The following is a 24,225-nucleotide window of genomic DNA, read 5'->3' as shown; positions in this document are numbered from 1 at the left end:
CCCTCGTTTTTCTATCGTCCGTCAGGACTGCACCACAGGAAGCCCATGAAGCCCGCCCGACTACGCGCCGACCTGCTCGCCGGCCTCACTACCTCGTTTGCCTTGGTCCCCGAGTGCATCGCCTTTGCTCTGGTGGCCCATCTCAACCCGCTGATGGGCCTGTATGGCGCGTTCATCATTTGTACCCTGACGGCGCTGTTCGGCGGGCGGCCGGGGATGATCTCAGGCGCTGCCGGCTCGATGGCGGTGGTGATCGTCGCCTTGGTGGTGCAGCACGGCGTGCAGTACCTGCTGGCCACGGTGCTGCTGGGCGGTGTGGTGATGATCCTGTTCGGCCTGCTGCGTCTGGGCAAACTGGTGCGCCTGGTGCCATACCCGGTCATGCTTGGCTTCGTGAACGGCCTGGCCATCGTCATCGCCATGGCTCAGCTGGAGCATTTCAAGGACGGCGAACACTGGCTCAGTGGCACGCCGCTGTACCTGATGATCGGCCTGGTCGCGCTGACCATGGCGGTGGTTTATGTGCTGCCGAAACTGACCCGTGCGGTGCCGCCGGCCCTGGTGGCGATCCTCGGTGTTGGCCTGCTGGTGTACGTGCTCGGGCTGCCTACCCGCACCCTGGGCGACATGGCGCATATCGCCGGTGGCCTGCCGGGGCTGGCACTGCCGGATGTGCCCTGGAATCTGGAAACCCTGAAGATCATCGCCCCCTACGCGGTGCTGATGGCCATGGTCGGCCTGCTGGAAACCCTGCTCACCCTCAACCTGACCGATGAGATCACCGAGAGCCGTGGCTTCCCGGACCGCGAGTGTGTGGCATTGGGCGCTGCGAACATGGTGTCGGGCCTGTGCGGCGGCATGGGCGGCTGCGCGATGATCGGGCAGACGGTGATCAACCTCAGCTCCAATGGCCGGGGCCGGTTGTCGGGGGTAGTGGCCGGGGTGATGATTCTGCTGTTTGTGCTGTTCCTGTCGCCGCTGATCGAGCGCATTCCCCTGGCGGCGCTGGTTGGGGTGATGTTCGTGGTGGCCCAGCAGACCTTTGCCTGGGCGTCGTTGCGGGTGTTGCACAAGGTGCCGGTGAATGATGTGCTGGCGATCGTTGCGGTGACTGTGGTCACGGTGCTCACCGACCTGGCCATGGCAGTGCTGTTCGGTATCATCATCGCGGCGCTCAACTTTGCCTGGCAGCATGCGCGGGAGCTGTATGCCGACACCCATGAGGACGCGGAGGGCGGCAAGCGTTATCAACTGCATGGCACGCTGTTCTTTGCCTCGACCACCTCGTTCCTCAACCAGTTCGACACGGCCGGGGACCCGGCCCAGGTCACGCTGGATTGCCAGCATTTGAGCTTTGTCGACTATTCGGCGGTTGCGGCGCTGAAAACCCTGCGCGAGCGCTATGCCAAGGCGGGCAAGCATTTGCGCGTGGTGCATTTGTCCGAGCGGTGCAAGAAGCTGTTGAAGCGGGCGGGCGAGCAGCACTGAAAACGGTTGCTGTCTGTGTCGGTTTCTTCGCGGGTAAACCCGCGCCTACGGGGGATCGCATACCCCTGTAGGCGCGGGTTTACCCGCGAAGAGGCCGGCACAGGAGAACCACTTACTCTCCGCGGCTCTTCTTGACGATGCCATCGGCAATGCTCGCCGGGGCCTCGGCATAGCGGGTGAACTCCATCGAGAAGCTGGCCCGGCCCTGGGTCATCGAGCGCATCGAGGTGGCGTAGCCGAACATTTCACCCAGCGGCACTTCGGCACGTATCACCTTGCCTGCCGGTGTTTCATCACCGTCCTGGATCATGCCGCGACGTCGGCTCAAGTCGCCGAGGATGTCGCCCTGATATTCCTCGGGCGTCACCACCTCTACCTTCATCACCGGCTCCAGCAACACTGCGCCGCCTTTCTGCGACAACTGCTTGGTGGCCATTGACGCGGCGATCTTGTAGGCCATCTCGTTGGAGTCGACATCGTGGTACGAGCCATCGAACACGGCGGCCTTGAGGTTGATCAGGGGGTAGCCGGCAAGCACGCCGTTCTTCATTTGCTCTTCGATACCCTTCTGGATTGCCGGGATGTACTCGCGGGGTACCACGCCGCCGACGATCTCGTTGATGAACTCCAGGCCTTCTTTGCCTTCATCACCGGGGGCGAAACGGATCCAGCAATGGCCGTATTGGCCACGGCCACCGGACTGGCGCACGAAACGCCCCTCGATCTCGCAGGTATTGCGGATTTTTTCCCGGTAGGCCACCTGCGGCTTGCCGATGTTGGCCTCGACGTTGAACTCGCGGCGCATGCGGTCGACGATGATATCCAGGTGCAGCTCGCCCATGCCCGAGATGATGGTCTGGCCAGTCTCTTCATCGGTACGCACGCGGAATGAGGGGTCTTCCTGGGCCAGCTTGCCCAGCGCGATACCCATTTTTTCCTGGTCGGCCTTGGTTTTCGGCTCTACTGCGACGGAAATCACCGGGTCGGGGAAGTCCATGCGTTCGAGGATGATCGGTTTGTCCATGTCGCACAGTGTGTCACCGGTGGTCACGTCCTTCATGCCGATCAGCGCGGCGATATCGCCGGCACACACGTCCTTGATTTCTGCGCGCTGGTTGGCGTGCATCTGCACCATGCGGCCGATGCGTTCCTTCTTGCCTTTGACCGAGTTGAGTACCGCATTGCCTGAACTGAGCACGCCGGAATAAACGCGGGCGAAGGTGAGGGTGCCGACGAACGGGTCGGTGGCGATCTTGAAAGCCAGTGCCGAGAACGGCTCTTTGTCGTCGGCGTGCCGTTCCAGGTGCTTTTCTTCATCGTCCGGGTCGGTGCCGCGGATGGCAGGAATTTCCGAGGGGGCGGGCAGGTAATCGATTACCGCATCGAGCATCAGCGGCACGCCCTTGTTCTTGAAAGAGGAGCCGAGGATGGTCGGCACGATTTCGTTAGCGATGGTGCGTTTGCGCAATCCGGCCTTGATTTCGTCGACGCTCAGCTCTTCGCCTTCGAGGAACTTGTTGAGCAGTTCGTCATTGGCCTCGGCGGCTGCTTCAATCATGTGCGCGCGCCATTCGTCGGCAAGCGCCTGCAGATCGGCGGGGATTTCTTCTTCGCGGTAGCTGGTGCCCTGGTCGGCATCGTTCCAGTAGATGGCCTTCATCTTCACCAGGTCGATCTGGCCCATGAAGTTTTCTTCGCTGCCGATGGCCAGCTGGATGGGTACCGGGTGGTGCCCCAGGCGCTGATCGATCTGCTTGACCACGCGCAGGAAGTCGGCCCCCTGGCGGTCCATCTTGTTGATGTAGGCCAAGCGTGGCACGTGGTACTTGTTGGCCTGGCGCCAGACTGTCTCGGACTGCGGCTCGACGCCGTCCGCGCCGCTGAATACCACGACCGCGCCATCGAGCACGCGCAATGAGCGCTCCACCTCGATGGTGAAATCGACGTGGCCTGGGGTGTCGATGATGTTGAAACGGTACTTGTGGGCGAACTGCTTGGTCGAGCCTTGCCAGAACGCTGTGGTCGCCGCCGAGGTGATGGTGATGCCGCGTTCCTGCTCCTGGGCCATCCAGTCCATGGTCGCCGCGCCATCGTGCACTTCGCCCATCTTGTGGTTGACCCCGGTGTAGAACAGGATCCGCTCGGTGGTCGTGGTCTTGCCGGCATCCACGTGGGCGACGATGCCGATATTGCGGTACAGCTCGATGGGCGTTGTGCGGGCCATGGCGGACTACCTGTGGGTGGACGGATTCCACCAAGTTAGCAGACCGGTGGAATCCTGCCCTGCCACCGGGCCGTCAGTCGGCCTGGGCTTGCAGCATCCACTGGCCATCTACTTCACGGGCCAGGCCGCTGGCCGGCAGCAAGGCCAGCAGGCGCGTGTGCAGGGCGGCCTCGGTGAAGGTCTTGAGGGTGGTCAGGTCCAGCGCGCCGACCAGGTTGAGATCAGCCTTGGTGTACGACAGCCAGGCTTTTTTCAACACCTGGGCGACGTCGCTGCCGGCGGTGGTGGCGAACCGGCGGTGCCACTGGCGGCCTTCGAAGGTGAAGTTGTGCGCGTGGCTGTAGGTGCTTTGGTCGGCGCCTTCTACGCAGCGGTGGCAGCGGCATGGGCCCTCGCCGAAGGCATTGCGCAGGTAGCTGTTGAAGTCCACGACGGGCTTGAGGGACAGGCGTTTGTCGACTTCGAACAGGTCGGCGATCAGGGGTTCTTCGGCGCTCACTCGGGATCCTCGTGTGGTGTGGCGTGCATCGGCGGGCACCCTAACAGATCGGGGCATTCAGATCACCTGTTGCAGGTGTCCTGCATACCCTGAGCAACATGCGATCCCCGTGGGAGCGGGCGTGCCCGCGAAGAGGCCAGTAGAGACAACAGAGACGGCCTGCCGTACTCTACGCGCCCGTACGCCTATACACCCACCGAGGTAACCCCGTTTGAGCATCAAGTACCCGTACATCGCCACCGTGACCATCAGCGCTGAAGACCGTGGCGGAGATACCGAGGCTTCGGAAAACCCCAGGATGCGCGTGGGCCTGGAAGCGGTGACCGAAACCCTGAAGAAGGTGCATTTCGTCGGTACGCTCGCGGCCCCTGAGAAACCGGCCACGCACATTTGCGTGACCCTGGAGAACGGCCTGACCTATTACGGCCCGATCGTCAACGGCCATGCCGAACTGGAAGGCGGCTGGATCGCCTTCGAGTCCGACATGCTTACCCCGGAAGAACTCGGCCTGTAAGCCTCAGTTCAGTTCTGCCAGGCACTGCTCGAGGATATCCAGCCCTTCCTCGAGCACCTCGGCCTCGATGGTCAACGGCGCCAGCAGGCGAATGATGTGCCGCGCCTTGCCGCTGGGCATCAGCAGCAGGCCCTTGGCGCGGGCCGCTTCCATCACCTTGGCCAGTTGTGCCGGTGCCGGGCTGCCATCGGCATTGGCGAACTCGATCCCTCGCATGGCGCCCACGCCGGTCAGGCGGCCGATGTACGGGCTCAGGCCCGAAGCCTTCCAGCGCTCATAACGGCTGACGATGGCCTGTTCCTGCCGTTCACCCCAGGTTGCAACGTTTTCGTCGGTCATCTGCGCCAGGCTGGCCAAGGCCGCCGCACAGGCAATCGGGTTGCCCGAATAGGTGCCACCCAGGCCGCCCTTGGGCAGCGCCGCCATCAATTCCTTGCGCCCGACCACTGCACCCAGCGGCATACCGCCAGCGATGCTCTTGGCCAGCAGCAGCAGGTCGGGCTCGATACCCAGGCGCGGAAACGCGAAGCGCTGGCCGGTGCGGCCGAAGCCCGACTGGATCTCGTCGATGATGATCAGGATGCCACGCTCGTCGCAGAAGCGGCGCAGGGCCTGGGCGAAGGCCGGGTCCAGGGCAAGGAAGCCGCCTTCACCCTGCACCGGCTCGAAGATGAACGCCGCGACGTCCTCCACGGCCAGCTCGACGCTGAACAGGCGATCCATGGCCTTGAGCGCTTGCTCGCAGGTAACTCCGGTATCCGCGCCAGGGTAGGGCAGGTGATACACCGGCCCGGGCAGTTCGCCGACCCGCTGCTTGTAGGGGGCGACCTTGCCATTGAGGTTCAGGGTGGCCAGGGTGCGGCCATGGAAGCCGCCGTCGAACGCGATGATGGCGCGTTTGCCGGTGGCGCCGCGGGCCACTTTCAGGGCGTTTTCCGCCGCTTCCGCGCCGCTGTTGGTGAGCATGCCGGCCAGTGGGTAGCTGACTGGCACAAACTGGCTCAGTTGCTCCATCAGGGCCAGGTACGGGCCGTGAGGGGCCGCGTTGAAGGCGTAGTGGGTCAGGCGGGTGGCCTGAGCCTGGATGGCCTCGACTACATCGGGGTTGCAGTGGCCCAGGTTGAGCACGCCGATACCGCCGACGAAGTCGATGTAACGTTTGCCGTCAGTGTCCCAGACTTCGGCGTTACGGCCATGGGAAAGTGTGATCGGGTGAACGATGGCAATGGATTGGCTGATACTTTCCTGGTTCATGGGGGCACGCGGACCTTGTTCGAGTTTCTTATTATCCAAGCGTGTCGGCGGGTTATTCCGCAAACGAATTATTCGATTGCGATCATTCCATGGATTCGTGATCTGGCCGGTTTTTTGGGTTGGCTGTGCCGGCCTCTTCGCGGGCAAGCCCGCTCCTACCAGAGGCCACGGCAGGTCAAATCAATCGCCTTCAGCCACCCGCTCCCGGATCCACTGCACGAAGGCCCTGATCTTGGGCACTTCGGCCGCATGCTCGGCATGCGCAATGAAGTGCCTCCCGTTGCTTGCCACAGGGTGGTCCCAGGCCACCACCAGCTTGCCTTCGCTCAGCTCTTCGGCCACCAGATAGCGGGGAATCAGGGCTATGCCGCAGCCGGAGATGGCCGCGCGGATACACAGGTAGAACGTGTCGAAGCGCGGCCCGTGGTAGCTGTTCTGGCTATGCAAGCCAAGCCCCAGGAACCACTCATGCCAGGCCTCCGGCCGTGACACGCATTGCAACAGGCGGTGCTCAGTCAATGCCTGGGCGCTGTCGAAACGGTGGCTGGCCAGCAGCTGCGGGCTGCACACCGGCACCACTTCTTCGCTGAACAACTCGATGCAGGTCGCCCCGGGCCAGGTGCCCTGGCCGAAGAAAAAGGCGACGTCAGCCTTGGCCTGTACCAGGTCGAATGGCTCCAGCTCGTTGCGCACATCCAGGTGAATGCGTGGGTAGCGGTCACCAAAACCCTTGAGCCGGGGCACCAGCCAGCGGGCGCCGAAGGTCGGCTGGGTGGCGATGCGCAGCACTTCGGTTTCGTCGCCGTAGCTGAGGATATAGCGGCTGGATATGTCGATCTGGGTGAGGATCTTGTTCACTTCGGTGAGGTACAGCGCGCCGGCCGGGGTCAGGTGCAGGCGCCGGCGAATGCGCTGGAACAGCGAGTGCGAGAGCATGTCTTCAAGCTGCGCGACCTGCTTGCTGACGGCGCTCTGGGTCAGGTGCAGTTCCTGGGCCGCGCGGGTGAAGCTGAGGTGGCGAGCGGCCGCTTCGAAGCACTGAAGGGCGGTGGTCGAAGGCATCAGGCGTTTGGACATGACGGGCGAATACCGAGCAAAAAAGGAAGGAGTTCATTCCATAAAGGAATTATGTGGTTCGAAAAGGTCGTTTGTTGACCCCGGCCTATAGATTAATACTGACCTGGATCAACGATTACAACCGGTCATGCGAAGAGGAGGTCAATACCCGCTTCGGTCATCTGCAAAAAACAACAACAACACACATCAGAAATTTATAAGAATTCTGCTCAGACCTTCAGCCGCTTTGCTGCGGCCGACCCATTCGAGGGTTCTTCATGGCTTCGCAAGACAACAAGAAACAGCGCTCACTGCAGCACGGCCTGACTTCCCGTCAGGTTTCCATGATCTCCATTGCCGGCATCATCGGCGCCGGGCTGTTCATCGGGTCCTCCAACGCCATTGCCACCGCCGGCCCGGCCATCCTCATCTCCTACGCCATGACTGGCCTGCTGGTCTTGCTGGTGATGCGCATGCTGGGTGAAATGGCCATCGCAAACCCCAACAGCGGCTCTTTTTCCACCTACGCCTCGGAGGCCATCGGGCCTTGGGCGGGCTTTACCATTGGCTGGCTGTACTGGTGGTTCTGGGTGTTGATCATTCCGGTGGAAGCCATTGCCGGTGCTGACATCCTGCATGCCTACTTCCCTGGCGTGCCGTCCTGGCTGTTCGCCTTCCTGATCATGTTGGTGCTGTCGGGCACCAACCTGGTCAGCGTGAAGAACTTCGGTGCTTTCGAGTACTGGTTCGCGTTGGTCAAGGTGGTCGCGATCATTGGCTTCATCGGGGTGTGCACCTTGGCGGTGTTCGGTTTCTGGCCGCTGGCCGAGGTCTCCGGGGTCAGCCGACTGTGGGACAGCGGTGGTTTCATGCCCAATGGGTTCGGGACGGTGCTTGGGGGCGTGCTGATCACCATCTTCTCGTTCTTCGGTGCCGAAATTGTCACCATCGCGGCGGACGAAACCGCCAACCCGAAAGACAAGATTCGCCGCGCCACCAACCTTGTGGTGTACCGCATCGCCATTTTCTACCTGGCGTCGATCTTCCTGGTGGTGTCGCTGGTGGCCTGGAACGACCCCGGGCTGAAAGCAGTAGGGTCGTTCCAGCGTGTACTGGAAGTGCTGAACGTGCCGGGCGCCAAGTTGCTGGTTGACCTGGTGGTGCTGGTGGCGGTGACAAGTTGCATGAACTCGGGGCTGTACACGGCGTCGCGCATGCTCTATTCGCTTGGCGCGCGTGGCCAGGCGCTGAGCGTGACCAAGCGCATCTCCGGTTCCGGCGTGCCGACCGTGGCAGTGATCTTCTCGACCCTGGCGGGTTTCGCTGGCTGCCTCGTCAACTATGTGTTCCCGGGCAAGGTGTTTGGCTTCCTGCTGTCGACCACTGGCGCCATCGCTTTGCTGGTGTACCTGGTCATTGCCGTGTCGCAGCTGCGCATGCGTGCCCGTGCCGAGCGTGAAGGGCGCCCGCTGGAACTGAAGATGTGGCTGTTCCCATGGCTGACCTGGCTGGTGATCGGCACCATCGTCATGGTGCTGGGCTACATGCTGTTCAGCGACGCCTACCGCTATGAGACGCTGATGACTGCCGGGGTGACCGCGTTCATCCTGCTGGTTTCACTGACCCAGCGGCGTACGAAGATGGTTGCCCAGACGGTCTGATGTTTCTGCTTTAATGGGGGCGTTGCGCGCCCCCATTCCAACAAGCACAGGAAGCGTATGACTGATCACACACTTTCCCTTCAAGCCCTCGCGGCCCCTGAGGGTACTTGCTATGGCTGCGGCTGTTCCCACCCCAGCGGCCTGCACCTGCAAAGCCACTGGGACGCCGACGGTGTTCACCTGGTGTGCCGGCACTCGCCCGACAGCACCTTCATTGGCTGGCCTGGCCTGGTTTACGGTGGCCTGCTGGCGATGCTGGTCGACTGCCACTCCAACTGGACGGCGATGGCCTACCACTACCGTAACGAAGGCCGAGAACCGGGCAGCCTGCCGCGTATCGACTGCGTTACCGGCACGCTCAACCTGACCTACCTGAAACCTACGCCGATGGGCGTCGAGCTGTTGCTCAAGGCGCGTGTCGAAGGCGAAGTGGGGCGCAAGAGCCGGGTCATCTGCGAAGTCTGGGCAGAGGATGTACTGACGGTGACGGCCGACTCCGTGTTTGTCCGCGTCGATACCGAAAAGCTCAAGCTCAAGGCCCACGGCCAGGCCTGAGCTGCCAACGCTGATGAGTGGTCGGTGATGGTCAGCGGCTGGGGATGTCTCTAGAGTGACAGGCTCATTCCCTTGGCAAGGTTGATCATGACCGAACTCAGTGCTTTTCCCATTACCCGCAAATGGCCCGCCAAACATCCCGAACGCCTGCAGTTGTACTCGCTGCCGACGCCCAACGGGGTGAAGGTGTCGATCATGCTCGAAGAGATCGGCTTGGCTTACGAGGCGCACAAGGTCAGCTTCGACAACGATGACCAATTGAGCCCCGAGTTCATCTCGCTCAGCGCGAACAACAAGATCCCCGCCATCCTCGACCCGAACGGGCCGGGCGGTCAGCCGCTGCCGCTGTTCGAGTCGGGGGCGATCTTGCAGTACCTGGCGGAGAAGAGCGGCCAGCTGCTCAGCCAGGACCCCGCCCAGCGCTACCAGACCCTGCAGTGGCTGATGTTCCAGATGGGCGGCATCGGGCCGATGTTCGGCCAGGTCGGGTTCTTCCATTTCTTTGCGGGCAAGGAATATGAAGACAAGCGCCCGCGCGACCGCTATGTCAACGAGTCCAAGCGGCTGCTGGGCGTGCTGGATCGGCATTTGAAAGGTCGGCAGTGGATGGCTGAGGAATACAGCATTGCCGACATCGCCATCTTCCCTTGGGTGCGCAACCTGGTGGAGCGCTACAACGCCCGTGACCTGGTGGGCTTCGACCAGTTCAAGGAAGTGCAGCGCGTGCTGGCGAATTTCCTCGAACGGCCAGCCGTGCAGCGTGGCCTGAAAATCCCGGGCTGATCAACCTGTGCAGGGACAACTGCCTTGTGCAAACGTTGAAAGGCCTGCGCGGTGGCCCGTAGGCGCGGGTTCGCCCGCGAAAGGGCCGGGCCTGCTGGCCAATCTCCACCCGCCGTTCAGCGTTGCCGCCGCTACCGTATTCGCGGGTAAACCCGCTCCTACACCTGATCGGGGGTGGACACATGTCGGTGATTGGGCGCAGGCCGTCGTGTAGGCGCGGGTTTACCCGCGAAAGGGCCGGGCCTGCTGGCCAATCTCCACCCGCCGTTCACGGTTGCCGCCGCTACCGTATTCGCGGGTAAACCCGCTCCTACAGAAGGCGGCGTACGGGTTCAGAAGATGTGGTTCAGCAGCCAGTACAGGCTGCCAGCCAACAGCATTGCCGCTGGCAGGGTCAGCACCCAGGCCATCAGCAGATTGAACAACGTGCGTTTCTGAATCCCCGACCCATTGGCGACCATGGCGCCGGCCACCCCCGAACTCAGCACATGCGTGGTCGACACCGGCAACCCGAACATATCCGCCGCGCCAATGGTGCACATCGCCACCACTTCAGCCGATGCGCCTTGGGCATAGCTGAGGTGGGTCTTGCCGATCTTCTCGCCAACGGTGACCACAATACGCCGCCAGCCAACCATGGTCCCCAACCCGAGCGCGATGGCTACAGCCACCTTCACCCACAACGGAATATAGCGGGTGGCGTCGTCCAGCTGGGCCTTGAACAACAGCACTTGGCTGCGGGTGTCGGCATCGAATGTCACCAGGTGGTTTTTCTCCATGAGGCGGATGGCTTCACTGGTCAGGTACATGTCGTTGCGCACGTTGGCCATGGCTTCAGCCGGTACGCGTTTGAGCGAGCCATAGCCTTTGACCTCTTCGCCGATCATCCCGGTCAGCGCCGCCAATGCCGGTACCAGGTGCGGGCTGGCCTTGGGCTGGGCAATGAACAGGGTAAGAACCTGGCGCGGGTCATCCGGGGCCGCTTGCGGGTTGCTGCGCACCAGTGCCTGGCGGGTCACCTCGGCGACGGCGGAAAACTGCAGGGCCTGCGCGTTGGGCATGGTCTTGTTCAGCGCATAGGCCATCGGCAGGGTGCCGACCAGAATCAGCATGATCAGCCCCATGCCTTTCTGGCCATCGTTGGAGCCGTGGGCAAAAGAGACCCCGGTGCACGTCAGAATCAGTAGGCTGCGGATCCACCACGGTGGCGGTGTTTGGCCTTCCGGTGCCTGGTAAAGCGCCTTGCGTTTGACCAGCGCGCGCAGGGCCAGCAGCAGCAGGGCTGCACAAGCAAAACCGATCAGCGGTGAGAACAGCAGGGCATAACCCACCTTGCTGGCCTGGGCCCAGTCCACGCCGCTGGTGCCGTCACGCCCATGCATCAGCGCATTGGCCACGCCCACGCCGATGATCGAGCCAATCAGGGTGTGCGAGGACGATGCCGGCAGGCCCAGCCACCAGGTGCCAAGGTTCCAGATGATCGCCGCCAGCAGCAGGGCGAAGACCATGGCGAAGCCGGCCGAAGAACCCACCTGCAGAATCAGTTCTACCGGTAGCAAGGCGATGATGCCGAAAGCCACCGCGCCACTGGAAAAAAGCACGCCCAGGAAATTGCACAGCCCAGACCACACCACCGCTACCGGCGCCGGCAATGAATGGGTGTATATCACGGTGGCTACCGCGTTGGCGGTGTCGTGGAAGCCGTTGACGAACTCGAAGCCCAGGGCAATCACCAGCGCCAGGCCCAGCAGAAGGAACGGTGTGGCCGTGGTGATGACCGTACCGCTTGCGGTCACATCCTGCTTGAGGCTCCAGGCGGTGTAGGCGATACCCGCCAGCAGCAGGCTGAAGAACAACGTTAAGGTGGCACGCCCAGGTTTGTGGGAGAGCTGCGGGCGAGCGTCGTGTTTGGCCAGTAGTGGGCTGCTGGCCACTGACGGGGTTGCCATGGGGGCTCCGGTTGGCGTTGGGCGAAAGTGCCGAAGGCCTTGAGCATAGAAACAATTCGTAACCCGGCCGTGACCTCGATCAATGAATTATCTAGGCTCAAGACGGACGGTAATGGCAGGAGACGCCCATGATTCGCTGCAAACGTGTCTATGATGCGGTTGAGGATGAAGATGGCCAGCGTGTGCTGGTCGACCGCCTTTGGCCGCGCAACAAACGCAAGGAAGACCTCCATGGGCAGTGGTTGCGCGAAGTGGCACCTTCGAATGAATTGCGTAAGGCGTTCCATCAGGGTGAAGTGGATTTCGCCGGTTTTACCCAGCGGTACCAGCAAGCGCTGGCGGCCCACCCCGAACACTGGTACCCGCTGCTGGACATGGCCAGGAAGGGGACGCTGACATTGCTTTATGCCGGCAAGGACAGCGAGCACAACAATGCCCGGGTGCTGGCCGACTGGTTGGAAAACGAACTGGACAGGAGTGGCCCTGGCAGTTCGCCAGTTTGTTATGCCCAATGAGTGCGATGCGATGTTCTTACAGTTGATTCCCGCCCAAGACATCCACTGCACCTTCGCCCGCGACCTTACGCGCCGCGCCATGTTGCCCTACTACCGTGAATACGACCTGCTGTGGATCGAGGACGCCTTCGACGCGGCCTGGGGCTGGCGCGAGCAGTGGCTGGTGATCGAAGGCGATACGCTGTTGGGTTTTTGCAGCCTCAGCCAGGACCGCCAGGCGCTGTTCATCCGCGAGTTGCACCTGTTGCCTGAGCACCGTGGGCGGGGCGTCGGTAGCTGGGTGCTGGAAGAACTGGCGCTGTGGGCCAGGCAGCGGCGCCTTCCTCTGTTGCGGCTGATGGTGTTCCGCAGCAACCCGGCCCGCCTGCTGTACCAGCGCCATGGCTTCATCGAAATGGGTGAAGACGAATGCTTTGTGCGGATGCAGCGGGATATCAACGTAGTAGCTAAATGATGGCTTGTCGCGACCGCAGAGCATGGGCATAGTGGATCCGCACCTTTACGGCTGCCTGCAGGCGGGCAGGCCGTACTTGAGAGGATAAGGGAAAAGGAGAAGCCCCTATGAACGGAATCGGTCCACGGCTGCGGGAAGAGCGTGAGCGGCTGGGTATGACCCAGCGTGTATTTGGCGATATCGGTGGCGTCGAGCCCAACGCTCAGGGCAAGTACGAAAGCGGTGAGCGCACGCCGCGGCTAGATTACCTGGCGGCATTGGCGACCCGGGGCGTGGATGCGTTGTATGTCCTCAGCGGCCTGCGCACCCCGGCAGCACACGAAGGTTTGAACACGGATGAGTCCGGTTTGCTGGGGGCTTTTCGGAAATTGCGGTCGGATGATCAGGCGGCGCTCTTGCACCTTTTGGAGCGGTTGGCCAACGACGCCAAGCCCCGGCAAATAGTGCGGCCTCTCACAGTCGAACGTCAGTCGTTTCTGACGGAAGCAATGCGTTAGGCCCACCGTGAAAAATTTTGTTAAGGTGGCGGGATCCAATCGCCCTGCTGACGAGGTGTGTGCTTGATTAGGGTCTTAGTGGTCGATGATCACGATCTGGTACGAACCGGTATTACACGCATGTTGGCCGACATAGACGGCCTGCAGGTGGTGGGTGAGGGAGATTCCGGCGAGTCGGCGCTGAAACTGGCCCGGGAGCTGAAACCGGACGTTGTGCTGATGGATGTGAAAATGCCCGGCATCGGCGGCCTGGAGGCCACCCGCAAGCTGCTGCGCAGCCACCCTGACATCAAGGTAGTGGCGGTGACGGTGTGCGAGGAGGACCCGTTCCCCACACGCTTGTTGCAGGCCGGCGCTGCCGGCTACCTGACCAAGGGTGCAGGCCTTGACGAAATGGTCCAGGCCATTCGTCTGGCCTTTGCCGGCCAGCGCTATATCAGCCCACAGATCGCCCAGCAGTTGGCGCTGAAACCGTTCCAGCCGCAGGGCTCGCCGTTCGACGCGCTGTCCGAGCGGGAAATCCAGATTGCCCTGATGATTGTCGGCTGCCAGAAAGTGCAGATCATCTCCGACAAGTTGTGCCTCTCGCCCAAGACCGTCAATACTTACCGTTATCGGATCTTTGAAAAACTCTCGGTCACCAGCGACGTCGAATTGACCTTGCTGGCCGTTCGCCACGGTATGGTTGACGCAAGCCTGTAAAACCTCATGTCCCAAGTCTTTGATGCCAGCGCATTCCTGGCGACCTGCAGCGGTCGCCCGGGCGTTTACCGGATGTTCGACGGCGAAGCCCGGCTGCTTTACGTGGGCAAGGCCAAGAACCTGAAGAAGCGCCTGGCCAGCTATTTCCGCAAGGCTGGCCTTGCGCCCAAGACCGCCGCGCTGGTTGCGCGCATCGCCCAGGTTGAAACCACCATCACCGCCAACGAAACCGAGGCGTTGCTGCTGGAGCAGAACCTGATCAAGGAGTGGCGGCCGCCTTACAACATCCTGCTGCGCGACGATAAGTCCTACCCCTACGTGTTTCTGTCCGATGGCGAGTTCCCGCGCCTGGGCATTCACCGTGGGGCGAAAAAGGCCAAGGGCCGTTACTTTGGCCCGTACCCCAGCGCCGGGGCCATTCGCGAAAGCCTTAGCCTGCTGCAAAAGGCCTTTTCTGTGCGTCAGTGCGAAGACAGCTACTACGCCAACCGCACCCGGCCATGCCTGCAGTACCAGATAAAGCGCTGCAAAGGGCCCTGCACCGACCTGGTGACTGCCGAGGAATACGCAGAGGACGTGCGTCATTCGGTGATGTTTCTGGAAGGGCGTAGCCAGCAACTGGGCAATGAGTTGAACGCCGAGATGGAAAAGGCCGCCATGGCCCTCGATTTCGAAAAAGCCGCCGAGCTGCGTGACCAGATCGCCTTGTTGCGCCGCGTGCAGGACCAGCAGTACATCGAGGGCGGCAGCGGCGATGTCGACGTCATCGCCGCCTTCGTCAACCCGGGTGGTGCCTGTGTGCACCTGATCAGCGTGCGCGGCGGGCGAGTACTGGGCAGCAAGAACTTCTTCCCGCAGGTGGGCATCGAGGAGGAGGTGGCCGAGGTCATGGCCGCATTCCTGTCCCAGTACTATCTGGGCAACGCAGAGCGCGAACTGCCCGGTGAGTTGATCGTCAACGTTGTTCACGAAGACTTCAACGCCATCACCGAAGCGCTGCACACGCTGCGTGGCCGCGAACTGACCATCAGCCACCGGGTACGCGGCACCCGCGCCCGCTGGCAGCAACTGGCCGTGACCAATGCCGAGCAGGCGCTGAATGCCCGCCTGGCCAACCGCCAGCACATGGCTGCGCGCTTCGAAGCCCTGGCCGAAGTGCTGGGCCTGGATGAAGTGCCGCAACGCCTGGAATGCTACGACATCAGCCACTCCAGTGGTGAAGCGACCGTGGCCAGTTGCGTGGTGTTCGGCCCCGAAGGGCCGATCAAGTCCGACTACCGCCGCTTCAATATCGAAGGCGTCACCGCAGGTGACGATTACGCGGCCATGCATCAGGCCCTGACCCGCCGCTATGGGCGCATCAAGGACGGCGAGGGCAAGCTGCCCGACGTACTGCTGGTGGACGGCGGCAAGGGCCAGCTGAACATGGCCCGCGATGTGATGCAGGCGCTGGGCTTCACCGACCTCACCCTGCTGGGTGTGGCCAAGGGCGTTACACGCAAGGCGGGTTTCGAAACCCTGTACCTGAACGATGTGCATCACGAATTTACCCTCAAGGGCGATTCATCGGCGTTGCACCTGATCCAACAGATCCGCGACGAAGCCCACCGCTTCGCTATCACCGGCCACCGCGCCCGCCGTGGCAAGGCCCGTCGAGTCTCCAGCCTTGAAGATGTGGCTGGGGTAGGGCCTAAGCGCCGCCGCGACCTGCTGAAACATTTCGGCGGCCTGCAGGAGCTCAACCGCGCCAGTATCGATGAAATCGCCAAAGCCCCCGGCATCAGTAAAAAGCTTGCCGAGTCGATTTATGCCAGCCTGCATAGCGAGTAGAATGCCGGGCTCAACTTGCAGCCAGTCGTACCGATGAATATTCCAAACCTGCTCACCGTTCTACGCGTCCTGCTCATTCCGTGCTTCATTCTGCTGTTCTACATGCCCTATCAGTGGAGTTACATGGCCGCCAGCAGCGTATTCGCCGTAGCCGCCGCCACCGATTGGCTGGACGGCTACCTGGCGCGTCGACTGCAGCAGAGCACGCCGTTCGGCGCCTTCCTCGACCCGGTGGCCGACAAGCTGATGGTGGCAGTGGCCCTGGTGCTGCTGGTGCAGACCCACGCCAACTTCTGGCTGACCCTGCCCGCCGCGGTCATCATCGGCCGCGAGATCGTGGTGTCTGCGCTGCGCGAGTGGATGGCTGAGCTAGGCGCGCGGGCGCATGTGGCGGTGTCCAACCTCGGTAAGTGGAAGACTGCGGCGCAGATGCTGGCGCTGGTGATCCTGCTGGGCAACCCACCGGCGGTGACCTTCTGGGTGATCCTGGGCTACGGGCTGCTGCTGGTGGCAGCGGGGCTGACGCTGTGGTCGATGGTGCACTACCTGCTAGCCGCCTGGCCGCACCTGCGCGAAGGCTCGGAAAAAAAATAAAAGTTTTTTGAATCAAGGGGTTGACGCTGTTTTAGAAATCGCTAGAATGGCACCCATCACGACGCGGGAATAGCTCAGTTGGTAGAGCACGACCTTGCCAAGGTCGGGGTCGCGAGTTCGAGTCTCGTTTCCCGCTCCAAATAAAGATCTACAGGTTTCAGTCGAAGTCTGTAAGTCGTTGAAAAAAGGCCCTTCGGGGCCTTTTTTCGTTCGAATGCATTCTGTCTCAATCCCCTCCCTCCACGAAATTCAAGTACAAACACCACAACGCGGCGCCCTGGCCGTGACGCCGTGGGCTACCTGGACATATCGCTGATCACGTCAGCGGGCATTTCAAAGATCTCGGGTGCGCTCAACAGGTCCACTGCGGACAGCAAGGCATCGGGATCGATTGGGTCTTCCAGGATCAGGGTGTGCTGGGTGTGATTGTCGGTCAGGCGCAGCGTGGGAGTAGCGTTGAATCCGTTCTCCAAGGCTTGCGCTTTTTGCGTGTTCACGACTTGGGCAGCCTGTTCGCCGGCCAGGCAGCGTTGCAGGGACGGGCCGATGTCCGGATAGTCGTGTCCAGCAGCCAACCCACGGCCGTGGCCTTGAGTATGCAGGTAGACCCAGAGCACCGCCCCCCAAACGCCTTCGCGCCCCTCACGCTGGCCCAGGCATTCGACCCGCCGCGCTTCCCGACTGGCGGCCGGTTCATGCTGGGGGAGGGGCAGGTGATGCCAGGCCAGGTTGACGTGATCGTTGGTGACGATCCAGCGCTGCAGTTGCGGCAGGTAGGCCTGGCAGTGCGGGCATTCGAGTTCGGCGTAGAGGGTGAGGGTGAAGCGCGCTTCGGGGTTGCCGTAGATCCGCGGCGGGCCATCATCGGCGGTGGAACGAAAAGGTAGCGGCAGCCACCAGCACAGTGCCAAAACCGCAGCTGCGAGCCAGCCGCAGGCCCACTTTAGGTTGGTTGCACTCATCCGTTTGCGCATGTTGTTGCTCCTGGCAATTCCAGATCGAACGGCTCGAAACCGTTGCGCCGTTTCCATCCTGAGTCATGCGGAGGGCGGCATCGAGTCCACTGATGCCGAGTTGCTGCATGAGGCTATGACGCTGGCTTGCTCTTCAGGTTCCGTCATCGCCGGTGCCAGTTACGAACGGGTGGCACGGTGCGGAGCTACGGCTCCTTCTTTGTTTCAACGATGGACGCTGCGGGGTTAAACGCTTTCGATAGAAGTGGCGCCGCGGCGGTTTGGAAGTAAATTCACACGATGTCCCGCTGCCCCTTAAACGCATGGCCTGCAGGCAGCATGCGTCAGCGCAGGTGCATGCCTGAACCTGGAAGCCCTGCTCAATCAGCCAGCTTTTCTGAGCTTCGGTTTTGCTCGCGAGGGGATTCGCGGTTTGATTCCTCAGGTAGGCCAAGGCGAATCGGGCAAGCGGCTGAAGCGTTACTCTCTGGTCCTGTTGCCTTGTCTTGCGTATCTGGATTGACGCACGAATCAACGGATTTTCCACGCGATGACGGCGAGCAGATGATTGTGCAGGTTCTTAAGGAGCATGGCATTCTCGCTGATGTTTGCCATTGCCACTTTGGACGCCCCCCTATCCTGAGCGAGTTTACTGGTGCAGTACGGAGAGTCCGCCTTGCATTGAGTATGTAGGGCCTCGTCGTGCACCGCATCACGCTCGAAATCGCTGATGACCCGGCCGTTCAGGTTGATCTGGTGCAGGTGCCCGCTACCGTAGTACAGGTGGTTGAGTTCGCGTTGGTCGGGCAGGACTAGCGTCTGCAGGTTGCCCAGTTCGTCGTAGCGGTACTGCAGCAAGCCAGCGCTGTTGGTTTCGCTGAGCAGTTGCCCGTTGGCGTCGTAGGTGTAGTCGAGTTGCTGCTTCTTGCCTTGATTGTCTGTGAAGGTGATGGACAGCAGATTGTCGGCCGCGTCGTAGCGATAGTCGGTGGTGCCATCTTCAGTGCGCTTGCTGACAAGCCGGCCGATGGCGTCCCGTTCAAAGTCGTGGCGGATGGCAGTCGTCCGTGTCGGCGGGGCGTTGTCGGACAGCGGTGGCTGCTCGTCTGGAAATTCAGGCGAGAGCACTGGAATTCAATGGACCGATGTCGAAAGCCCGGTTCAGCTCTTTAGTTACATGCTCAACGACCTACAAATGGAAGAGGATCAAGCTTTCTAAGTCAATGACGAAAGGAATCACTCGGGCTCAGGCGACTCAGCTATTTAGCGCTATTTTGAAGATTGCTTCAGTGCTTTTATATTTCATTGTTTCATTGTTTCATTGTTTCATTGTTTCAATGTTTCAAGGGTTCTTGGGTTTTGGGGGTTCCCAATATTTGGCTCCTTGGGAGTTTATTAAATTTTCCAAGAAGTCTGACAAGGTTTTCGCAAGTTCTGGCCATTCTTTCCTTGGGTCTAAAGGCATGCATAACAAAATATTACCTTTATCAGTTATCAATAAAAGCTCGGAATCGCCGTAAAAACGGCCAAATATAAGATCGTTTTCGTGTACGTCCTTGGCTCTTGTGTATTGCTGGTTGCTTGTTTCAGTGATGCACTCTTCTGGGGTAAGTATTTCAATTCCCCACTGCTGGTATAGCTGATCCTTAAATAACTCTGTTTTTTCGCTGATTCTCCAAAGCTCTTTAAGTTCGCTACGCATCTGTGTGGGTATCTTAGATATTTTTCGTTCGGTGGCCCCAGCGGAAAACGAGGAGGTTAGTAGAAAGGGGCACTCCTCTCCGAAGTGGAAGGCGGTTCGTGGGCTGCTCCATTCGGACTTTATTTTTTTTACTATCAATCTTAATTTTTCATGGTTCATTATATTCTTGCCAGAATTTGTTATACATTTCTTGGTGGGTTTTACGCTGAACGGGAACTAGGTTCCAGAATTTATTATCGCCACCATATTCACGGGGTTTTATGTGATGTATATCATACTCGCCCCAACCTCCGCGAGGCGTCGCATACCCCCGATCATACCATCCTTTAATGAATGCACCACGTTCGGATGCGCCCCATGGTACGCGATGTGAGAGAGGTACTTTGCCGTCTATTTGGGTTGGGAATGGAATGCTGCGCCCAGTTCTCGGATCTGTAATTTTAGGGTAAAGCCTTAGGGTGGCACGTAGGCGCAAAATTAAAGTAGGTATTGTTGGAGTAGATTGATTGCAGGATAGACCGAGTGGGTCTATCCAGTTTGTTGTGCTCGGTGCATATCTGTAGAGATTTGCGCCGCCGGAAATTCCTATTGGATCAGGTTGCGTGAAATGACCGCTGTGGGCATCGTAAAATCTGAATGTGTTGTAGGAAAGTGCTATTTCGCGATCGTAGTATTGTCCTTGGTATTTTAAATTTTGTTCCCTCGCTTCTTCCTGAGAATGCCATTCGTCTGTAGGGGTTCCCCATCCCCGGAACTCACTCCGCCAAATGGTGCGCCCTTTACTATCTGTAAGTTGCTCAGGTAAACCTGGTAAAGAAGTATGAAAGTAATTGATTTCTTCGCTGCCGGGCCGCCCGTCAATGCGTGCCAGGGCTTCGTAACTGTCCGGAGTGGCATACACATACAAGCTAGCCAGCCCACTCTGCACTTCTTGCAGCAAGCGCAACCCTTGCCAGTGAAACAACACCCGCCGACGCGGTTCTGGATAGTCCCTCTGATAAACCTCCTTGCTAATCCGCCTCCCCAACGGGTCATAGGCAAACACCACCCGCTCACGCTCGCCACTGCGGTACTGCTCCACGCAAACCAGCCGCTGCTCGGCGTCATACTCGAAATACTGTACCCAATTGCTACCGATCCGCTTCTCGCACAGCCGCCCAAAGCGGTCATAACGGTAGCGCTTGTCCTGATACACCAACACCCGGTTGTGCTTGATCAGGCCATTGAGCTTGGGGCCGTCGAACAGATTGCCGGCCTTGTCGTACTTGAAATCCTCGACCTGCGTGGCTTGCCAGTTGGGGCGTGACTGCTGAACGGTTTGCAGTTGCTCGTTGAGGTCGTATCGGTCTGGCAATGCCGCTGCTACTTGGGCTTGGCGCTGTGCTGATGCTGGTCGCCATCTGGTGGCTCGGCCCGCAATGGACGTGGCGCGATCAGCAGCCGTTGGCCAGTGTGGCGCATCGTAGTATGGCCAGCCTGGTGTTCGTGTTGGTGGCGCTGTTGTGCTGGCTGGTTGTCTTGAGAACGCGCTTTCGCCGCTTGCAAGCAGAACGTCAGCAGGCGATGGCTGCCGAGGTGGATCCGGCGCAACCGTTCGTTCATGCACAAGAGAAGGCGTTGAGCCAAGGGCTCGCACGCTACCTGGACAATGCCGGTGGGCGTCGTGCGCTGTACCGATTGCCGTGGTACCTCGTGCTGGGCGCCAGGCAGGCCGGCAAGAGCAGCTTTATTGACTGCACCGATCAAAGTTTCTCGTTGACCCGCATCGACAAGGCGCAGGCACGGGGACGGCCAGCGCAGGCGCTCGCCTACCCCGTGGGGTGGTGGATCAGCAATGACGCGGTGATCATCGACCCGCCCGGTGCCTTTATCAGCCAGAACGGCCCCGCAGATTCGCTGGGCAGTGACTCCACTGACGTTGAGTCTTCGGTACCGTCTGGAACCCAAGCCAAACTGTGGCAGCATCTGTTGGATTGGCTGCAGCGCAATCGAAGCCAGAGAGCCCTAAACGGCCTGGTGCTGGTTGTCGACCTGCCCGCGCTGCTGCAGGGTACCGTCGAGCAACGCACGGCACTTGCCCACCTGCTGCGCACACGTCTTTACGAGGCGAGCAGCCAGTTGGGCTCGCGCTTGCCGCTGTATGTCGTGTTGAGCAAATTCGATCTGCTGGACGGCTTCGACCAATTCTACAACAAGCTTTCGGCCGCCAAGCGCAACAGCCTGTTTGGATTCACGTTCAAGCTGGATGCTGTCGACACCTTCGACGCTTGGCTGGGCGAGTATGGCGAACACTACGATCGGTTGCTGGAGCAGCTGTTCGAGCAGGTGATCGATCATCTGGACGTGCAGGGTAGCCCTGCGTTGCGTTCACGTCTCTACTCACTGCATAGGCAGTTGCTCGGGTTGCGTCCAATGCTGTTGAGTTTTCTGCGCGAGACCTTGGCAAGTGACCGTTTCACCACCCCGGCGCTGGTGCGCGGTGTGTATTGGTCGTCAGTCGTACAGCACGGTGACGTGCGCAACGCCTTTGTCCGTGAGGCGGCGCAGCCTTACAAGACCAGCCTCCCCTTGCTGGAGGGCAAGGCGCAGGGCAAGGCGTTGGCCTACTTCATTCAACAGGCCTTTGGGCGGGTCATCTACAAGGAGGCCGGCCTTGCCGGCGACAACGTCAGGGTGGCACGGCGCAAGCGCCAATTGCTGTGGGTGGGTGCTTCTGTAGGCGTTCTGGCCTTCTGTATCGCTATTGCCAGCTGGCATCGTTACTTCGACATCAATGGCGTCAAGGCCGCCAGCGTGCTGGCCAAGAGCCGGGAATACAGCCATCACGAAGTGGATCAGCGTCTGGACCCGACCGGGCGCAACTTGCTGGCGCCGCTGGACCAGATCCGCGATGCGGTAGCAGTGTTTGGCGACTACCGCGCTGCGTGGCCGGGTGTTGCTGATCTGGGGCTGTATCAGGGCCGTGCCATCGGGCCGACCGTGGATGAGGCGTACCTCAGTTTGTTGTCCAGGCGCTTCCTGCCTGCGTTGGCCAGTGGCGTGATCGATACCATGGATGCGGCGCCCCCCCGGCAGCGAGCAGCAAATGGCCGCGCTCCGGGTTTACCGGATGCTCGAGGATCGCCGGAACCGCCGAGCGGAATGGGTCGAGGACTGGATGGCGCGACAGTGGCAACAGGCCTTCCCCGGCCAGGGGCAGCTGCAACGTGACCTCATGCGGCACCTGAAGTATGCCCTGGCCTACGCGGATACCGACCTGCCGCAGTATCGCCAGCGGGTCAGCGACGTGCAGCAGACCCTGCGTAAGGTGCCGTTGCCACAACGCGTGTATGCGGGCCTGAAGCAGCAGGCCCAGGAGCAGTTGCATACTGGTCTGGACCTGCGTCATCAGGTGGGCCCTGCGTTCGATGTCGTTTACCAGCCGTCTTCCGGCTCGAGCCAGGGCGACAACGGTGTTTTGCTGGCGGCCATGCTCACCGCCAAAGGCTTCAAGGAGTATTTTGAACCGCGTAGTCAGCGCTTTACGGAAATGGCAATGATCGACCAGTGGGCACTGGGGGAACGTGCTCAACTGGACTACTCCGATGCCGACCAGGCTGCGCTGAACGAGCGCCTGCGCAATCTGTACAGCGCCGACTACATCGACAGCTGGCGCCGCGCCTTGAACGCATTCTCCGTGGCGGATTTTCGAGACCTGGATCATGGCGTCACGATCCTTGAACAGTTGGCCGGGCCAGCGGCACCGGTGCACCGATTGCTGGAGACGGTTCGCGACAACAGTTCGCTGTCATCACCGGTGAATGTTGGCGTGGCGGATGAGGCCCCCTCGCTTGTTTCGGTCAACAGCAAGCCCGAGCAACAACACGCGCTGGCCATCCAGCGGGCGTTTGCAGGCTTGAGCGCCATGTTGCACGCTGCAGGCGAAAAACCGAGCTACTACGATGAAATGCACGCAGCCATAGCCGCCGTCCACGACTATGCCAAGGCGGTACAGGGTAGCCCAGACCGGGGCAAGGCCGCGCTGCACGCGGTGCATCAGCGCTTTTCAATGACCGGGCACGACCCCATCGGCACCTTGCAACGCATCGCCACTGGCTTGCCGGAGCCAATCAACCATCACGTCAGAAAGGTGGCAGAGCAAACGGCGCAAGTGCTGAACGTTGAAGCGCTGCGCGAGCTGGAGCGACGGTGGGATGCTGAAGTCTACAGCTTCTTCCAGCAGCGCCTGGCCGAGCGCTACCCATTCGTCGTCAGGGCACCCGACGCTTCGCTGGAAGACTTTGAAGCGTTCTTCGGACCGAAGGGGCGACTGCAGCATTTCCAGGATCAATACCTGAAGCTTTTCCTCAAGGACAATCTGGAAGCCTTGCAGGCTGGTCTGCAGGGGCGTTCCCTGATCCGTCCCGATGTGATCGAGCAGCTGGCACTGGCTGATCGCATCCGCGAAACGTTCTTTGATCAGCGCGGTAACCTCAGCGTGCAGTTCAGCATCGAGCCTTTGGGGCTCAGTGCAAATCAACGCACCAGCCTGCTGGATCTGGATGGCCAGCTGATTTCCTACACCCACGGCCCAAGTCAGATCACCGGCATTGTCTGGCCCAATACCTTGGGGCAACACGTGCGCAGCAACCTGACCCTGCTCAGGCAGAACGGCAATAGCAGCAGCCTGGAGTATCGAGGGCCTTGGTCGATGTTCCGCCTGCTCAGCCGCGGTTCGCTCAATGGACGTACGGCAACCAGCGTGGACCTGAGCTTCAGGACGGGTGATGGTGTGATGCGCTATCGGCTGAACGCGGAAAAGGCCTTCAACCCAATTACTCAACAACCGTTCAAAGGTTTTCGGTTGCCCCGAGGGTTGTTGCAACAGCCAGCCAGGGTGGCGTTGGTCGAACAGGCGGATGTGCCTGTCATGTAAGCAGGAGGCGGTGCGAAACGAAGAGCGCGTCCAGGCACTGCATGACTGTACCCACGCTATCGAGCAGCTGAAGTCGGACA

At 60.6% G+C, this 24,225-nt stretch carries 19 protein-coding genes, 1 tRNA gene and 2 pseudogenes; 13 read left to right on the top strand and 9 right to left on the bottom strand.

Annotated features, from left to right (window positions below):
- Nucleotides 1–45 precede the first annotated feature (45 nt).
- Complete coding sequence (locus tag BJQ17_RS07630) at nucleotides 46–1,488, top strand: SulP family inorganic anion transporter (RefSeq protein ID WP_020191995.1); 1,443 nt, start codon at nucleotides 46–48, stop codon at nucleotides 1,486–1,488.
- Nucleotides 1,489–1,600: 112 nt separating this feature from the next.
- On the opposite strand, the gene fusA is transcribed toward BJQ17_RS07630, so the two are convergent.
- Nucleotides 1,601–3,712 carry an elongation factor G gene (fusA, locus tag BJQ17_RS07625; protein ID WP_004576937.1) on the bottom strand — a complete coding sequence of 704 codons (2,112 nt, stop codon included), beginning with the start codon at nucleotides 3,710–3,712 and terminating at the stop codon, nucleotides 1,601–1,603.
- A 73-nt stretch (nucleotides 3,713–3,785) separates the two neighbouring features.
- Nucleotides 3,786–4,211, bottom strand: coding sequence for a hypothetical protein (locus BJQ17_RS07620; RefSeq protein ID WP_014755923.1), 426 nt, complete (start codon nucleotides 4,209–4,211; stop codon nucleotides 3,786–3,788).
- A gap of 211 nt (nucleotides 4,212–4,422) precedes the next feature.
- Here BJQ17_RS07620 and BJQ17_RS07615 point away from each other — a divergent pair, with 211 nt between their 5' ends.
- Nucleotides 4,423–4,725 carry a hypothetical protein gene (locus tag BJQ17_RS07615; RefSeq protein WP_003251402.1) on the top strand — a complete coding sequence of 101 codons (303 nt, stop codon included), beginning with the start codon at nucleotides 4,423–4,425 and terminating at the stop codon, nucleotides 4,723–4,725.
- Nucleotides 4,726–4,728: 3 nt separating this feature from the next.
- On the opposite strand, the gene BJQ17_RS07610 is transcribed toward BJQ17_RS07615, so the two are convergent.
- Together BJQ17_RS07610 and gcvA are read right to left on the bottom strand one after the other, a co-directional pair.
- Entirely contained in the window at nucleotides 4,729–5,979 is a 1,251-nt protein-coding gene (locus BJQ17_RS07610) for an aspartate aminotransferase family protein (RefSeq protein ID WP_070095835.1), read from the bottom strand.
- 180 nt (nucleotides 5,980–6,159) lie between these two features.
- Complete coding sequence (gcvA, locus tag BJQ17_RS07605) at nucleotides 6,160–7,056, bottom strand: transcriptional regulator GcvA (protein ID WP_003251398.1); 897 nt, start codon at nucleotides 7,054–7,056, stop codon at nucleotides 6,160–6,162.
- Nucleotides 7,057–7,313: 257 nt separating this feature from the next.
- Here gcvA and BJQ17_RS07600 point away from each other — a divergent pair, with 257 nt between their 5' ends.
- The 3 genes from BJQ17_RS07600 (at nucleotide 7,314) to BJQ17_RS07590 (ending at nucleotide 10,034) form a co-directional block, all read left to right on the top strand.
- Nucleotides 7,314–8,696, top strand: coding sequence for an amino acid permease (locus tag BJQ17_RS07600; RefSeq protein ID WP_003251396.1), 1,383 nt, complete (start codon nucleotides 7,314–7,316; stop codon nucleotides 8,694–8,696).
- A 57-nt stretch (nucleotides 8,697–8,753) separates the two neighbouring features.
- The gene (locus tag BJQ17_RS07595; RefSeq protein ID WP_003251394.1) at nucleotides 8,754–9,251 is read left to right on the top strand and encodes a PaaI family thioesterase; all 498 of its coding nucleotides are present in this window, start codon (nucleotides 8,754–8,756) and stop codon (nucleotides 9,249–9,251) included.
- Between the two features lie 87 nt (nucleotides 9,252–9,338).
- Nucleotides 9,339–10,034, top strand: a complete 696-nt coding sequence (locus BJQ17_RS07590) for a glutathione S-transferase N-terminal domain-containing protein (protein ID WP_003251392.1) — start codon at nucleotides 9,339–9,341, stop codon at nucleotides 10,032–10,034.
- A gap of 332 nt (nucleotides 10,035–10,366) precedes the next feature.
- Here BJQ17_RS07590 and BJQ17_RS07585 read toward each other — a convergent pair whose 3' ends face one another.
- Nucleotides 10,367–11,983: an inorganic phosphate transporter gene (locus BJQ17_RS07585; RefSeq protein WP_003251390.1), complete on the bottom strand. Its 1,617-nt coding sequence runs from the start codon at nucleotides 11,981–11,983 to the stop codon at nucleotides 10,367–10,369.
- A 128-nt stretch (nucleotides 11,984–12,111) separates the two neighbouring features.
- Between BJQ17_RS07585 and BJQ17_RS07580 the strand changes: the two genes are divergently transcribed.
- From BJQ17_RS07580 to BJQ17_RS07550, 7 genes are all read left to right on the top strand, one after another.
- Entirely contained in the window at nucleotides 12,112–12,498 is a 387-nt protein-coding gene (locus BJQ17_RS07580; RefSeq protein ID WP_070095834.1) for a DUF488 domain-containing protein, read from the top strand.
- Nucleotides 12,499–12,508: 10 nt separating this feature from the next.
- On the top strand, nucleotides 12,509–12,952 hold the full coding sequence (locus BJQ17_RS07575) for a GNAT family N-acetyltransferase (protein WP_070095859.1): 444 nt from the start codon (nucleotides 12,509–12,511) through the stop codon (nucleotides 12,950–12,952).
- 107 nt (nucleotides 12,953–13,059) lie between these two features.
- Nucleotides 13,060–13,449: a helix-turn-helix domain-containing protein gene (locus BJQ17_RS07570; RefSeq protein ID WP_070095833.1), complete on the top strand. Its 390-nt coding sequence runs from the start codon at nucleotides 13,060–13,062 to the stop codon at nucleotides 13,447–13,449.
- 63 nt (nucleotides 13,450–13,512) lie between these two features.
- Nucleotides 13,513–14,151, top strand: coding sequence for a UvrY/SirA/GacA family response regulator transcription factor (gene uvrY / locus BJQ17_RS07565; RefSeq protein ID WP_003251380.1), 639 nt, complete (start codon nucleotides 13,513–13,515; stop codon nucleotides 14,149–14,151).
- A gap of 6 nt (nucleotides 14,152–14,157) precedes the next feature.
- Nucleotides 14,158–15,981: an excinuclease ABC subunit UvrC gene (uvrC, locus tag BJQ17_RS07560; protein ID WP_003251376.1), complete on the top strand. Its 1,824-nt coding sequence runs from the start codon at nucleotides 14,158–14,160 to the stop codon at nucleotides 15,979–15,981.
- Nucleotides 15,982–16,014: 33 nt separating this feature from the next.
- Nucleotides 16,015–16,575, top strand: coding sequence for a CDP-diacylglycerol--glycerol-3-phosphate 3-phosphatidyltransferase (pgsA, locus tag BJQ17_RS07555; RefSeq protein WP_003251374.1), 561 nt, complete (start codon nucleotides 16,015–16,017; stop codon nucleotides 16,573–16,575).
- Between the two features lie 63 nt (nucleotides 16,576–16,638).
- Nucleotides 16,639–16,714, top strand: a tRNA-Gly gene (locus tag BJQ17_RS07550).
- A gap of 157 nt (nucleotides 16,715–16,871) precedes the next feature.
- Here BJQ17_RS07550 and BJQ17_RS07545 read toward each other — a convergent pair.
- From BJQ17_RS07545 to BJQ17_RS29775, 4 genes and pseudogenes are all read right to left on the bottom strand, one after another.
- A complete protein-coding gene (locus tag BJQ17_RS07545; RefSeq protein WP_070095832.1) occupies nucleotides 16,872–17,549 on the bottom strand; it encodes a DsbA family protein in 678 nt (225 codons plus the stop codon).
- Between the two features lie 660 nt (nucleotides 17,550–18,209).
- A pseudogene (locus tag BJQ17_RS07540) lies at nucleotides 18,210–18,638 on the bottom strand (type IV secretion protein Rhs); the annotation flags it as partial.
- Between the two features lie 232 nt (nucleotides 18,639–18,870).
- Nucleotides 18,871–19,389 carry a hypothetical protein gene (locus BJQ17_RS07535; protein ID WP_070095830.1) on the bottom strand — a complete coding sequence of 173 codons (519 nt, stop codon included), beginning with the start codon at nucleotides 19,387–19,389 and terminating at the stop codon, nucleotides 18,871–18,873.
- A complete protein-coding gene (locus tag BJQ17_RS29775; RefSeq protein WP_256559498.1) occupies nucleotides 19,379–20,584 on the bottom strand; it encodes an RHS repeat-associated core domain-containing protein in 1,206 nt (401 codons plus the stop codon). Before BJQ17_RS29775 ends, BJQ17_RS07535 begins: the two co-directional genes overlap by 11 nt.
- Between BJQ17_RS29775 and tssM the strand changes: the two are divergent.
- Nucleotides 20,584–24,145, top strand: a pseudogene (tssM, locus tag BJQ17_RS07525) (type VI secretion system membrane subunit TssM). The gene BJQ17_RS29775 and the pseudogene tssM sit on opposite strands and share 1 nt — an antisense overlap.
- Nucleotides 24,146–24,225 lie beyond the last annotated feature (80 nt).

The organism is Pseudomonas sp. NBRC 111139 (genome assembly GCF_001753955.1).
Lineage (GTDB): Bacteria > Pseudomonadota > Gammaproteobacteria > Pseudomonadales > Pseudomonadaceae > Aquipseudomonas > Aquipseudomonas alloputida.
This window is presented reverse-complemented; position numbering and strand designations above follow the sequence as displayed.